General features: G+C 46.4%; 16 protein-coding genes. All 16 read left to right on the top strand.

What is annotated here, in order from left to right; translation table 11 throughout:
• Nucleotides 1–12: 12 nt before the first annotated feature.
• Nucleotides 13–1119 carry a protein-glutamate methylesterase/protein-glutamine glutaminase gene (locus tag ACM6JA_RS08230; protein WP_414851910.1) on the top strand — a complete coding sequence of 369 codons (1107 nt, stop codon included), beginning with the start codon at nucleotides 13–15 and terminating at the stop codon, nucleotides 1117–1119.
• Between the two features lie 21 nt (nucleotides 1120–1140).
• Nucleotides 1141–3165 carry a chemotaxis protein CheW gene (locus tag ACM6JA_RS08225; protein ID WP_414851909.1) on the top strand — a complete coding sequence of 675 codons (2025 nt, stop codon included), beginning with the start codon at nucleotides 1141–1143 and terminating at the stop codon, nucleotides 3163–3165.
• A gap of 16 nt (nucleotides 3166–3181) precedes the next feature.
• A complete protein-coding gene (locus ACM6JA_RS08220) occupies nucleotides 3182–3658 on the top strand; it encodes a chemotaxis protein CheW (protein WP_007719278.1) in 477 nt (158 codons plus the stop codon).
• Nucleotides 3659–3663: 5 nt separating this feature from the next.
• Nucleotides 3664–4290, top strand: coding sequence for a chemotaxis protein CheC (locus tag ACM6JA_RS08215; protein ID WP_048033437.1), 627 nt, complete (start codon nucleotides 3664–3666; stop codon nucleotides 4288–4290).
• Nucleotides 4277–4762, top strand: coding sequence for a chemotaxis protein CheD (locus ACM6JA_RS08210; RefSeq protein WP_414851908.1), 486 nt, complete (start codon nucleotides 4277–4279; stop codon nucleotides 4760–4762). The genes ACM6JA_RS08215 and ACM6JA_RS08210 overlap by 14 nt, the downstream gene beginning before the upstream one ends.
• Before the next feature lie 3 nt (nucleotides 4763–4765).
• Complete coding sequence (locus ACM6JA_RS08205) at nucleotides 4766–5149, top strand: hypothetical protein (RefSeq protein WP_414851907.1); 384 nt, start codon at nucleotides 4766–4768, stop codon at nucleotides 5147–5149.
• A 16-nt stretch (nucleotides 5150–5165) separates the two neighbouring features.
• Nucleotides 5166–5954 (top strand): FliA/WhiG family RNA polymerase sigma factor, encoded by a 789-nt coding sequence (locus tag ACM6JA_RS08200; protein ID WP_007719268.1) that lies wholly within the window; start codon nucleotides 5166–5168, stop codon nucleotides 5952–5954.
• A 31-nt stretch (nucleotides 5955–5985) separates the two neighbouring features.
• Entirely contained in the window at nucleotides 5986–7404 is a 1419-nt protein-coding gene (locus ACM6JA_RS08195; RefSeq protein WP_414851906.1) for a DUF342 domain-containing protein, read from the top strand.
• A gap of 46 nt (nucleotides 7405–7450) precedes the next feature.
• A complete protein-coding gene (locus ACM6JA_RS08190; RefSeq protein WP_017249305.1) occupies nucleotides 7451–7789 on the top strand; it encodes a hypothetical protein in 339 nt (112 codons plus the stop codon).
• Between the two features lie 32 nt (nucleotides 7790–7821).
• The gene (locus ACM6JA_RS08185; protein WP_414851905.1) at nucleotides 7822–8337 is read left to right on the top strand and encodes a DUF6115 domain-containing protein; all 516 of its coding nucleotides are present in this window, start codon (nucleotides 7822–7824) and stop codon (nucleotides 8335–8337) included.
• On the top strand, nucleotides 8312–9007 hold the full coding sequence (locus ACM6JA_RS08180) for a DNA polymerase III subunit gamma/tau (protein ID WP_414851904.1): 696 nt from the start codon (nucleotides 8312–8314) through the stop codon (nucleotides 9005–9007). The genes ACM6JA_RS08185 and ACM6JA_RS08180 overlap by 26 nt, the downstream gene beginning before the upstream one ends.
• Nucleotides 9008–9253: 246 nt before the next feature.
• Nucleotides 9254–9964, top strand: a complete 711-nt coding sequence (rpsB, locus tag ACM6JA_RS08175; protein ID WP_414851903.1) for a 30S ribosomal protein S2 — start codon at nucleotides 9254–9256, stop codon at nucleotides 9962–9964.
• A 139-nt stretch (nucleotides 9965–10103) separates the two neighbouring features.
• Entirely contained in the window at nucleotides 10104–10991 is an 888-nt protein-coding gene (gene tsf, locus ACM6JA_RS08170; protein ID WP_007719256.1) for a translation elongation factor Ts, read from the top strand.
• 159 nt (nucleotides 10992–11150) lie between these two features.
• A complete protein-coding gene (gene pyrH, locus ACM6JA_RS08165; protein WP_007719254.1) occupies nucleotides 11151–11873 on the top strand; it encodes a UMP kinase in 723 nt (240 codons plus the stop codon).
• Nucleotides 11874–11875: 2 nt separating this feature from the next.
• Nucleotides 11876–12433 (top strand): ribosome recycling factor, encoded by a 558-nt coding sequence (gene frr, locus ACM6JA_RS08160; protein ID WP_007719252.1) that lies wholly within the window; start codon nucleotides 11876–11878, stop codon nucleotides 12431–12433.
• Between the two features lie 66 nt (nucleotides 12434–12499).
• Nucleotides 12500–13270 carry an isoprenyl transferase gene (locus ACM6JA_RS08155; protein ID WP_007719249.1) on the top strand — a complete coding sequence of 257 codons (771 nt, stop codon included), beginning with the start codon at nucleotides 12500–12502 and terminating at the stop codon, nucleotides 13268–13270.
• Nucleotides 13271–13280: the final 10 nt, after the last annotated feature.

The following is a 13280-nucleotide window of genomic DNA, read 5'->3' as shown; positions in this document are numbered from 1 at the left end:
AGCGACATTCGAATGAGCAAAATCCGCGTTCTCGTCACGGACGATTCTGCATTCATGCGTAAAGTGATTTCGGACATTTTATCTACGGATCCTGAGATTGAAGTGATTGATCGAGCTAAGAATGGACTCGAATGTATTGAAAAATGTAAAGAACTGGCGCCGGATGTTCTCACACTCGACATTGAAATGCCGGTTATGAACGGTTTGGACGCTCTGGAAAAGCTGATGAATGAGTGCCCGGTTCCAATCGTCATGTTGAGCAGCCTGACAAAAGAAGGGGCCGAAGCTACGATTCATGCGTTGGAACTAGGCGCGTTTGACTTTGTAACGAAGCCTTCTGGTCCAATTTCTCTCGACATCCACAAAGTGGGCGATCGTCTTATCGAGCGCGTGAAGGCTGCGGCAGCATCGAAAGTACGTTTGAAAAAGCAGATCTCTCGCGTAGTCAAACCGGTATCTTCGGAATCAAAAGCTGCACCGGCCTCTCCAGTAATACGTACGAAAATACCGAGCTCGCCTGCCGTGATGCGGTCACAAGTAGGTGGAAAGGCAAGACTGGTGGTTTTAGGTACTTCCACGGGTGGTCCTAAAGCATTACAGAGTGTACTGACTGCAATTCCGGCGAATTTTCCGGCACCAATTGCCATCGTTCAACATATGCCAGCAGGTTTCACAAAATCGTTAGCAAATCGGCTAGACTCGTTATGCCAAATTCGAGTAACCGAGGTTGTCGATGGCGAGTATTTGGAAAATGGTACAGCTTACATAGCTCCAGGCGGCTTTCATTTCGAAGTTCGTCAAGTAAATGGGAGACTGCAGGCCTATTTACATCAAGAGGAGCCACGAGGCGGTCACAGACCGTCTGTCGATATCCTGTTTGAATCAGTCAGTCAATTGACAAATGTAGACAAATGGGCAATCATCATGACAGGCATGGGAAATGATGGGACTAAAGGGCTAAAACGCATGAAGGAGCTTGACCGTGTCACAAGCATTGTCGAAGATGAGTCGAGTTGTGTCGTATATGGAATGCCACGAGCAGCGATTCAAGCAGGCTTGGCAGACAACGTGGCCCCATTAGAAAAGATTCCAGAGCTGTTGTGCAAGCTCTTGCACTGATTTTTGGGAGGTGGATCACCTATGGATATGAATCAGTATTTGGACATGTTTATTGAGGAGTCAAAGGAACACCTACAGGCAATCAACGCCAACTTGTTACTCTTGGAAAGTGATCCGGGTAATATTGGCCACGTCAAAGAGATTTTTCGTTCCGCTCATACATTGAAGGGTATGTCGGCGACCATGGGCTTTGAAGACATGGCGAGTTTGACTCACGAAGCGGAAAATGTACTTGACCTGATTCGCAATCAGAAGTTAACGATTACCAGTGATATCATGGACGCTATTTTTCAGAGCGTAGATTTGATTGAAGGCATGGTCATCGATATCACAGAAGGTGGAGACGGTTCAGCGGATGTATCCGCTATTGTAACGAAGCTACGGGCGATTGTAGCTGGAGACTTTTCAGCCGAGCAGGAAGTAGCAGCTGCTACTATGGAAGTGGAAGCACCGCAAGAGGAAAGCACGCCAGCTGAAGATCATGAGCTGGATGATTATGCAATGATGGTCTTGAAGCAGTCTCAGGAGCTCGGAAACAACGTTTTGTGGATCAAAGTGACATTGAATGAAAACTGCTTGCTCAAGGCTGCTCGCTCTTACATGGTTTTTGATCAATTGGAATCCATGGGTGAAGTGATCAAAACGAAGCCAGCTGTTGAAGATATCGAGAACGAGCGATTTGAACAATCGTTTGAAATTGCCTATGTGACGGAGCAATCGATTGAAAAAGTACGTACTACGATTCTTAACATTTCGGAAATCCAAGATGTGACAATCGAAACGATTCAATTGAAGAGTGAAGCTCCACCTGCTCCCGTAGTGCAACAGACACCAGCACCAGCTGAAAAAGGAGCAGCAGAAGCTCCTCAGGCACCTGTGAAGAAGGCGACGGCTGGTGGAAAAACAATTCGTGTGGATATCGAACGCTTGGATATCTTGATGAATCTGTTTAGCGAATTAGTCATTGATCGCGGTCGTTTGGAGCAGTTGGCACGCGAGATCGGAAAGAATGAACTGCAGGAAACCGTGGAGCACATGAGCCGGATTAGTGGCGATTTGCAAAACATCATTCTGACCATGCGGATGGTTCCGGTTGAGCAAGTATTCAATCGTTTCCCACGTATGATTCGCGATCTGCAAAAAGATCTGAATAAAAAAGTGAATCTGGAGATTATCGGTGCGGAGACAGAATTGGACCGAACCGTCATCGACGAAATCGGGGACCCACTCAATCACTTGCTGCGTAACTCGCTTGACCACGGAATTGAGTCTCCAGCAGATCGGAAAAAGGCGGGTAAGCCAGAGGAAGGTAAAATCGAGCTCCGCGCTTTCCACAGTGGGAACCATGTATTTATTGAAGTAAAAGATGATGGTGCTGGAATCAATAAAGATAAAGTTCTCAAAAAAGCGCTTGAGAGAGGCATTGTCAATCCTGCTACTGCAGATAGCATGAGCGACAAGCAAATCCACGAGTTGCTTTTTGCAGCAGGCTTTAGTACCGCGGAAGTTGTTTCTGATATTTCCGGTCGTGGTGTTGGACTGGATGTCGTTAAGTCCAAAATTGAATCGTTGGGCGGTAGTGTCGGCGTAGATTCTGTGCGCGGCCAGGGCACGACTTTCCTCATTCAATTGCCACTTACGCTCTCTATCATTTCCGCGATGCTGGTACAAGTGAAAGATGAGAAGTACGCTGTCCCACTCAGCTCCATCATTGAGACGGCTGTATTTAAAAAAGATCAAATCATGATGGCTCACCGCCAAAAAGTGATCGACTTCCGGGGACGTGTAGTTCCGCTCGTTTCGCTTCAGGACATTTTCCAAGTGCCTGATAATGCGGAAACGATGGAAGATGAAGTGGCAGTCGTCATCGTACGTAAAGGTGAGAAAATGGCAGGCCTAGTCGTCGATTCGTTCATCGGCCAACAAGAGATTGTTCTAAAATCTCTCGGCAAATATCTGGTTAATGTATTTGCCATTTCAGGTGCAACGATTCTGGGAGACGGTCAGGTCGCGCTCATCATAGATTGTAACTCGCTGATTAAGTAGAAGGAGGGGCAGCCACATGCTCGATCAAAAAGAAGTCATTAGTGAAGTGAAAGTGATTGTCTTTCGATTGAAGGACGAAGAGTACGGCGTAGAGGTTCATCAGGTCAAATCCATTGAAAAGCTGGAGCACATCACAAGAGTTCCTCGAACGCCTAGTTTCGTCAAAGGGGTTATTAATCTGCGTGGTGTTGTGACACCGATTATTGACCTGCGCAATCGCTTTAGTCTCGAAGAAAGCGTCTATTCCGAAGCAACTCGAATCATTATCGTGGCCGTAGGCGAGTTGGAAGTGGGTCTCATTGTAGATGCTGCTAATGATGTCATTGATATACCAGTTGATGCGATTGAACCGCCTCCAGAGGTTGTTGGAGGAGTGGAAGCTGCTTATTTGCGAGGCGTCGCTAAACTGGATAAACGACTGTTAATCCTCTTAAACCTCGATAAAGTATTGAGCACTGAGGAAATCAAGCAGTTGGACGCAATTGAGGGGTAAGTAAAATGGGCGATTTTACGAAGTTTGGGGATTTCCAATTTGACGTTTTACGGGAAATCGGGAATATCGGTGCTGGTCACGCTGCCACGGCTCTCTCCAAGCTCATACAAAAAGAAATCGATATGAAAGTTCCACAAGTCAAGATTATCCCCTTCGACGAAGTTGCAGATTGTGTAGGAGGAGCGGAAACTGTAGTAGTGACCGTCTTCCTCCGGGTTGAAGGCGATTGTCCAGGGAACATGTTTTTCATCCTTGATTTGGATTCTGCCAAGCACCTGCTCGAACAAATTACAGGAATTAATAAAGATGTGTACGAGTGGGAAGAGCTGGAGATCTCAGCGCTGCATGAGATTGGCAACATCTTAACAGGTTCTTATCTATCATCGTTAGCTGATTTTACACAATTAAATTTACAGCCGTCCGTACCTGCACTCGCTGTGGATATGGCTGGAGCTATTCTAAGTTATGGATTAATAGCGTTGGGTCAAGCGGGTGACTTTGCCCTCACGATTGACACCGCTTTTTTCGAAGGCAATGATCAAGTAAAAGGGAACTTTTTCTTAATTCCTGATCCTGAATCGCTCCCAATACTATTTCGTTCATTAGGGGTTCCGTTCGATGGAGATTATTAAGATAGGGATGGCTGATCTTGGTGTGGCAAAGCCGCCGAGTAAGCTCCGAACTACCGGTTTAGGTTCTTGCGTAGGGGTAGTGCTCTACGATCATATCCATAAAATTGCAGGTATGGCACATGTTATGCTTCCAGAATCGTCTTTGGCTAAAAGCGGGGAGCTAACGATAGGCAAGTATGCGGATACAGCAATCCCCCATCTGATTCAGTTGATGGTGAAGGCTGGCGCGGAGACCAGACACACAGTTGCGAAATTGGCTGGCGGTGCACAAATGTTCGCATTTTTAGGGAATAATGACACCATGCGGATTGGGCCTCGGAATGTAGAGGCATGCAAACTTGTATTGAAGGATGCTCATATAAAGATCGTGGCAGAAGATACAGGGGGAAACTGCGGTCGGACAATAGAGTTAGATGCCACAAACGGCATTCTTCAAATCAGGACCGTAAATCAAGGTGTGAAGGAAGTATAACAAATGTTAGGAACCATTTGGATTAATTTTGGATTAGGAATGCTCGCATTTCTTGTGACGCTGGGTACGGCTGTGGCGAGTAATGTCTGGCTCGTATCACTGGAGAGAGCAGGTATCGCATTTGTCCTATTCTTCCTCGCTGCATTTCCAATTCGTTGGCTGCTCGCAACGTTCATACAGTCATCTACTCCACCAATGGTTACGGACACGCTAGAGGGGACAAGCTCTCCTCTAGCAGAAGGTGGAGTCGTTCTGGAAATTGGACAACACTTGGAACAGGAAGATCAAACATTTGCACCACTCTCAATCAACAAGATGGAAAGGGTTCATCCTACTGAGGATCCAGCCACCGTTGCAGAGGTCGTTAGGCGCTTATCAGATGAGTAAAGGTTGGTGACTATTCGTGGCACGGCTAACCAGTCAAGAAAAAGCAAAAGAGTTCGATAAATGGGTCATGTGGAAGCAAGAGGGAAGTCGCGAGGCGGAGGTTGACTTGATCACGCGGTTTTTGCCACTGGTAGATAAGGTGGCAAATCGGTTGGCAATTAATCTGCCAGCAAATGTGGACAAGGATGACTTGATTAGTTATGGGCGCTTTGGGCTATTGGACGCTTTGGCTAAATTCGATCATACCCGGGGTCTCCAATTTGAGACGTACGCCATGTGGCGGATTCGTGGTGCAATGATCGATGGACTACGCGAGAACGACTGGATCCCTCGTACTGTTCGAGACAAGGCCAAAAAAATCGAAGAAGCATACACCACCTTGGAACAGCAAATGCTGCGAATGCCAACCGATCAAGAAGTGTCTGATTATCTGGGAATAAGCAAAAAGGAGCTTCAACAGGTTTTCTTGGAAACCTCTCTTGCCAGCATGGTTTCTATCGATGAGGCAGTAGGGGATGAGGACGAACAAAAAACAGCAAGACATTCGTATATCATCGACGAGCTCACACCTCGCCCTGAAAACGTGGCGGAAGTATCCAGCTTAAAAGAGGTTCTTGTAACGGTCATCGACAAATTGCCTGAAAAGGAACGATTGGTTGTCTCCTTGTTTTATTTTGAAGAAATGACCTTATCAGAAATTGCGGAAATCATGAGCTTGTCACCTTCAAGAATATCCCAGTTGCACTCCAAAGCTCTTTTCCGACTTCGTTCTGCGTTGTCCAGATGGAAATCGCAATTGATGTAAGGGGACATTACCCAAGCTTGAGAGGGGTAGAATGATGGAAGGGATCGGGAAATATAAATTAGAAGTAAAAATTTCAGCTGATAAATTAGAGGCTGAGTTACTTCTCCGTATGGACGAACAAGATATCGACGAAATTGTCGTTTTGGAAACAGATGTATACAAAGTATTACAAACAAGCAATGTGAAGTATGGAATTCTCGACGATGTAGTTCAGAACTTATGTGCCTTACCCGCGAAGTATGCAAACGCGAGAGTAAAGGTTGCTCAAGGGATTGCACCTGTGGCCGGAACCGATGGGACTATCGAGTACCCCTATTTGGCATCTATTAATGAAGGGGAAGGTCCAAGAGAGCTAGAGGATGGCCGGGTTGATTTTTATAATGTGACGACAATCCCAAATGTGGCAAAAGGGCAACTCTTGGCACGTAAAATATCAGCAAGCCAGGGACAACCAGGCACAGCAGTTACCGGAGAGCCCATCGCTCCCAAAGCCGGCAAGGAAATAAACATAAAGCCTGGGAAAAATGTTGTGCTTAATCAAGAGCGGACAATGCTATACGCCGCTATTGACGGACAAGTCTCCTTTACGGAACAGGCAAAAATGAACGTGTTTCCCGTATTTGAAGTAAACGGGGATGTTGATTTTGGTGTTGGCAATATTGATTTTGTGGGAACGGTGGTCATTCGCGGGAACGTATTGAATGGCTTTCGCGTAAAGTCATCAGGAGATATACGCGTACTTGGTAGTGTAGAAGGGGCCGAGTTGTACGCGGAAGGCTCCATTGAAATCAAAAGCGGGATTGTTGCCCAGGACAAGGGCTGCATTGTTGCGGGGAAAGATGTCCGGACATCCTTTATCCAAAACGCCAATGTAACGGCTGGCAATCAAGTGATTGTTTCTCAAAGCATCATGTTCTCAACCGTACGAGCCGGAAAGCAAATCATTTGCAAAGGGGCAAAAGGCTTCATCATTGGCGGCGTGTTGCAAGCTGGGGAAAAGATTGTGGCTCGAGTATTTGGGAACAGTAGCGCCACTCCTACGATACTCGAAGTAGGAGTAAAACCGGAATTAAGACAAGAACTGGCGAACATTCAAAAAGAACTACAAAATGTGTATGAAAATTTACGCAAAACAGATCAAGGTCTGGGCGTTATTAATCAGATCCTTCAAGTCAGCAAAGAACTTCCAGCAGACAAACGTCTCATGCAAATCAAGCTAACTAATACTCGTCTGGTTCTGGAAAAAGAAAGCAAGGAATTAGAAGCACGCAGAAATGATATTGAACTCGAGCTGAAAGGGGAAGGACCAGCAGCTATTGAGGCATATCATGTGATGTATCCAGGAATTAAAATGACGTTTGGAAAACTGGTTCACTTTATCAAGCACGAGTATGCGAGAACGCGATTTATTGTGCTGGACGGTGAAATTAGCACAGCAACTCTTATCTAATCCAGGATGCTTACATACTTAGTGTGACAAAGGGAGTTGGGGCCATATGAGTTTGAAAGCGGTTGAATTGCAGGTGGCAATACCACGCACGCTAGAAGTCAGCCGAATTCAGGAGCATCAGCAACAACGAACCATGCATGAGCAGCAATCAATGATTGATCAGCGAAGAGACCTGGATGAACATATGCGCCAGCGCCCGAGCGATCTTGAGCAATCACAAAAGAACCAGATACGTGAACGAGAAAAAAAGCAAGGACAGCAAGAACATCAGGACAAAAAAGAATCCGCTGGAAGTCAATTGTCCGAATCGAGCGAAGGTGTATCTACGAATGCTGATCTCATGAGAGATCCATTGCGTGGACGTATTATAGATATTTCTTTATAAACGAAGTCAAGCCAGAAATAAAGGTGGACAACATGGACGTAGTGTATCCCATCCTGATTGGAGCAGGAATGATCAGCATGCTTCTTGCTTTTGTCATTAAAAAGAAGCAGCCTGTTGACTCCTTTTCCTCAATACCGACACAACGCACGACGGACAAGGACGAGCTCGAAAAAAGCGTGCAGCGTCTTCAAAAACAGGTAAAGCAAGAAACCAATCTTCTTGCTGCAGAATGGCAGGAAATGAGAGCGGATCTTCTCGAGGATATCGCTAGTTTGAGCAAGCGATTAGACAATGTGGAAGAACAATGGCAAAAGCGTGAAACTCATAAGCAAGAAGCTCCAAAGGATACGAATAGGATAGAACCAGCACCTCAAGCTCAAGAGGTGGATATGCTGGCACTGCGAGAACGTTATCGCCGTGCCTTTGAGCTGAGTAAAGAAGGTTTGTCTCGGGATGAGATCGCAAAACGACTCGGTGCCGGCAGAGGGGAAATCGATTTGATCTTTTCCTTGGCTGACAGGCATGAACGAGGTCTTGCCGATGCGTAAACAAGAGCTATTATTTGGATTTGGAGCAGGACTGATTGTCGCTACCTCCATTATCGGACTGTTAGCGCCTAAGCAAACTGCGCAAGCCCCAGCCATGACTGTCGATCAAATGAAAGTAGCTGCACAAGAGCTGGAAATGGTCGTACTTACTGCAGAAGAGTACAAACAGTGGCAGGAAGAAAAGAAAGTGAACGTACAGCCAGCTCCTGGAGTGCCTAAGGCGCCAGTTGCGCCAAAGGTAGGTCAAACAGTGGCGCCTGTGACAAAGCAACCGCAGACGCCAGCTGTACAGGCTACGACACCTGCAACTTCATCAGAGCAAAAGGTGATTCCGCCAACAAATCCAGTGAGTAAGGACAACCAGCCTACTCCAACCGTACCGAATACGCAGACACCAACGTCACCCAATATGGTAGCTCCTAAAGCTCCGACAGTGGAAGCACCAGTAGCAGACAAGAAGGTATCTTTCACTGTTCCTTACAAAGCAACTGCAGAGGATGTAGCGCAGGTTCTAGTCAAAGAAGGAATTCTTCCTGCCGACAATCAATTTGTGGCCCAGCTACGTGCAAGCGACAAGCTAAATCGTATTCGTGTCGGTACCTATGAAGTGTCGACCGCCGCTAAGGAAGCAGATATCGTCAAGTTGATAACAACTCCGCCTAAAAAATAGGCGGTTTTTTCAATGTAACCAAATGTGTCCATTTGTCGTCTGCCAAAAAGGGTCAAAACTTTTTTTACGAAATAAATGGAATTGGTTTGTTGCAATTGAAACTCCCATATGATATATTCATATACGGTGTTGAAATCGCACGTCCACCAATTCCGGCAACGGTGCTGCCTATGGCAGAATTGCTTGGAACATGCGGTGAGACGGAGGTAGGCATCACAAAAACCATTTTTGAAGGAGGTGTGAAATATGGCAGTAATTTCGATGAAACAATTGCTCGAGGCTGGTGTACACTTCGGTCACCAAACTCGTCGTTGGAACCCGAAAATGGCTCGCTATATCTTCACCGAACGTAACGGAATCTACATTATCGACCTGCAAAAAACCGTTAAAAAAGTAGAGGAAGCGTACAACTTCGTACGTGAACTCGCTCAAGACGGCGGAAAAATTCTCTTCGTTGGTACGAAGAAACAAGCACAAGAATCCGTTAAAGAAGAAGCAGAACGCACAGGTCACTACTTCATCAACCAACGTTGGTTGGGTGGTACTCTGACAAACTTCACTACTATCAAAAAGCGTACTTCTCGCTTGGCTGAGCTGAAGCGTATGGAAAACGATGGTACTTTCGAAGTATTGCCTAAGAAAGAAGTTATCGTTCTGCGCAAAGAAATGGATCGTCTGGAAAAATTCTTGGGCGGTATCGCTCACATGGATAAATTGCCTGACGCTCTGTTTGTCATCGATCCTCGTAAAGAGCGCATCGCTGTAGCAGAAGCTCGTAAATTGGGTATCCCAATCGTAGCGATCGTAGATACTAACTGCGATCCAGATGAAATCGATTATGTGATCCCAGGTAACGATGATGCAATTCGCGCTGTGAAATTGCTCACTGCTAAAATGGCAGACGCTCTGCAAGAAGGAAACCAAGGTACAGAGCAACAAGCAACAACAACTGCGTAAGCATGTGTGTTAAAGGGTGGACTGAGGGTGTCAGAACCCCCGTCCATCCTTTTTTGCTGATTAGCGTCGCTGAGGTGTTAGCAGGCGGCTTGCTTTTCGACTATAATAGGATCGTAACTTTCCGAGGAGGTTTCACTCAATGGCAATTAGTGCACAAGCGGTTAAAGAACTGCGCGAGCGTACAGGCGCAGGTATGATGGATTGCAAACGCGCGTTGGAAGAAACAGCAGGCGACATGGAAAAAGCAATTGACTTGCTCCGTGAGCGCGGTGTAGCGAAAGCAGCGAAAAAATCCGGACGTATTGCAGCAGAAGGTTTGACTGCAACTGCGGTAGCTGGAAACGTTGCAGCAGTTGTAGAAGTAAACTGCGAAACTGACTTCGTTGGTAAAAACCCTGAGTTCCAAACACTTGTTAAAGACATCGCTGAGCACGTTGTATCCCAACGTCCTGCATCTGTAGAAGAAGCTTTGGAGCAACCTTTCAAAGGTGCTGGCGAGACTTTGGGTCATGTAATCAACGAGAAAATCGCGACTATCGGAGAAAACATCTCCTTCCGTCGTTTTGCACTCTCCGAGAAATCAGACAACGGCGCTTTCGGTGCTTACCTGCACATGGGTGGCCGTATCGGTGTTCTGGTAACTTTGGAAGGTACACAAGACGAAACACTGGCTCGCGACCTGGGCATGCACGCAGCAGCGTCTAACCCTCGTTTTGCTAACCGTGATGAAGTTTCCGCTGATGAGATCGAGCGCGAGCGTGAAGTTCTGAAAAACCAAGCATTGGCTGAAGGTAAACCTGCTAACATCGTTGAGAAAATGGTAGAAGGCCGCCTTTCCAAATTCTTCGAAGAATACGTACTGGTTGAGCAACCATTCGTAAAAGATACTGACAAGAAAGTAGCTGTTCTGTTGAAAGAAGCAGGTGCTACCTTGAAAGGATTCGCTCGCTTCCAAGTAGGCGAAGGTATCGAGAAAAAACAAGAAGACTTCGCTGCTGAAGTTATGGCACAAGTTAATAAGCAGTAATAAAGGTTATAGGGAACACCTTCGTGTTCCCTATTTTCAAAGCGAGAGTTTCACTTAATGTGAAACTCTCTGCATGTAAAGAGCAATGTGTACCTGTACCCTTGTAGAAGGAATGAAGACTGGGCACAGAGAATGATTCATGAATGGAGGCCGTTTCACATGCCACTTCCTGCCTATAAACGGGTTGTGTTAAAGTTGAGTGGGGAAGCTTTGGCGGGGGACTTAGGGTATGGTATTGACCCAAAGGTTATTTTCTCCGTCGCTAACCAGATCAAGGAAATCGTAGAATTGGGTGTACAAGTCGCAGTAGTCGTCGGAGGAGGTAACATCTGGCGCGGACTTTCCGGCAGCTCTAAAGGTATGGATCGGGCAACAGCCGATTACATGGGGATGCTGGCCACAATTATGAACTCACTCGCCTTGCAGGATGGGTTAGAAAAAGTGAACGTCCCGACTCGTGTTCAAACCTCGATTGAGATGAGACAGGTAGCAGAACCATACATACGGCGTCGTGCCATTCGTCATTTAGAAAAAATGCGCGTGGTCATCTTCGCTGCAGGTACTGGTAACCCTTACTTTTCAACGGATACGACTGCTGCTCTGCGTGCAGCTGAGATTGAAGCTGAAGTAATCCTGATGGCGAAAAATAAGGTAGACGGTGTGTACTCTGCAGACCCAAGCCTTGACCCGAACGCCAAGAAGTACGATCAGTTGACATTCCTGGAAGTGCTGAACAAAGGTTTAGGTGTCATGGATTCTACAGCATCCAGCCTGTGCATGGATAACAGTATCCCATTGATCGTCTTTAACATTTCTGAAGAAGGCAATATTCGTCGGGCAGTAATGGGCGACAAAATCGGTACTCTAGTGAAAGGGGAATAATTATGCCACAATCTGTGCTAAAAGACATGGAAGATCGCATGAATAAAGCGATCAATGCTTTGAAAAAAGACATGTCCAGCCTGCGTGCAGGACGTGCGAACCCAGCGATGCTGGACCGCGTAACAGTAGACTACTACGGTACTCCAACGCCGATTAGCCAATTGGCTAACATCAGCGTACCAGAACCACGTATGCTGACTATCCAGCCATGGGATAAAACAGCGCTCAAAGAAATTGACCGTGCGCTGCAGCAATCGGATTTGGGAATTTCTCCATCCAACGATGGCGTGATTATCCGCCTGATGATTCCTCCACTCACAGAAGAGCGTCGCAAAGAGCTCGTGAAGCTGGCTGGAAAAGGTGGAGAAGAAGCAAAGGTAGCGATTCGTAACATCCGTCGTGATGCAAACGATGAAATTAAGAAGCTGGAAAAGGCTGCTACCATTTCTGAAGATGATTCCCGTCGTCACCAGGAAACTATCCAAAAAACAACGGATAAATTCATTGCTGAAGTTGACAAGGTCGTCAAGGACAAAGAGAAAGACATTTTGGAAGTATAGGTAATGGTAATCCCCCTCGTTTGAGGGGGATGTACGTCTATATCTCTCATTACGGGGGAACACTTTATGTTAGAACATCTGGCGCGCAAATGGGGCCGCAAAGAAAAGCAATCGGAGCCAGCCGAGTTCGATCGTTCCGGTAAAATTCCGGAGCATGTGGCAATTATTATGGATGGCAACGGTCGTTGGGCCAGTAAGCGCAGTTTACCCCGGGTTGCCGGGCACCGTGCAGGTATGAAAGCAGTAAAAGAAGTCGTGAAGGTTGCAGACGAGATCGGCGTTCGGTATATGACGATGTACGCATTCTCTACCGAAAACTGGAAGCGTCCACGTGATGAAGTGGATTTTCTCATGAAACTTCCGCAGGAATTTTTGTCGACAGAATTGGATGAATTAATAGAACGTGGTGTCCGCATACGCATGTTGGGTAGTAAAAACGAGCTGCCTTCTCATACGTTGAAAGCGCTGCTGGAAGCAGAAGAGAAAACGAAGGACAATAGCGGTTTGCAATTGAATTTTGCCCTGAATTATGGCGGGCGTGATGAACTTGCAAAAGCATTTTCAGTGATGGCAGCACAAGTAAAAGCAGGTGAGCTTCAACCAGAGCAACTGACTGAGGAATTGATATCGAGCCACCTGTATACAAGCGAAATTCCCGATCCAGACCTCTTGATTCGCACAAGTGGGGAGATTCGCTTGAGTAACTTTATGCTGTGGCAATTGGCATATACAGAATTATGGTTTACGGATGTGCTATGGCCTGATTTTACCCGTGAACATTTTTATCAAGCAATCGTGGAATACCAAGGCCGAGCTCGTCGCTACGGGGCGGTATAGCCGAGAGGTG

Source organism: Brevibacillus sp. IT-7CA2 (genome assembly GCF_949767855.1).
GTDB lineage: Bacteria > Bacillota > Bacilli > Brevibacillales > Brevibacillaceae > Brevibacillus.
Note: the sequence above shows the minus strand (reverse complement) of the source record. Positions and strands in the feature narration are given on the sequence as shown.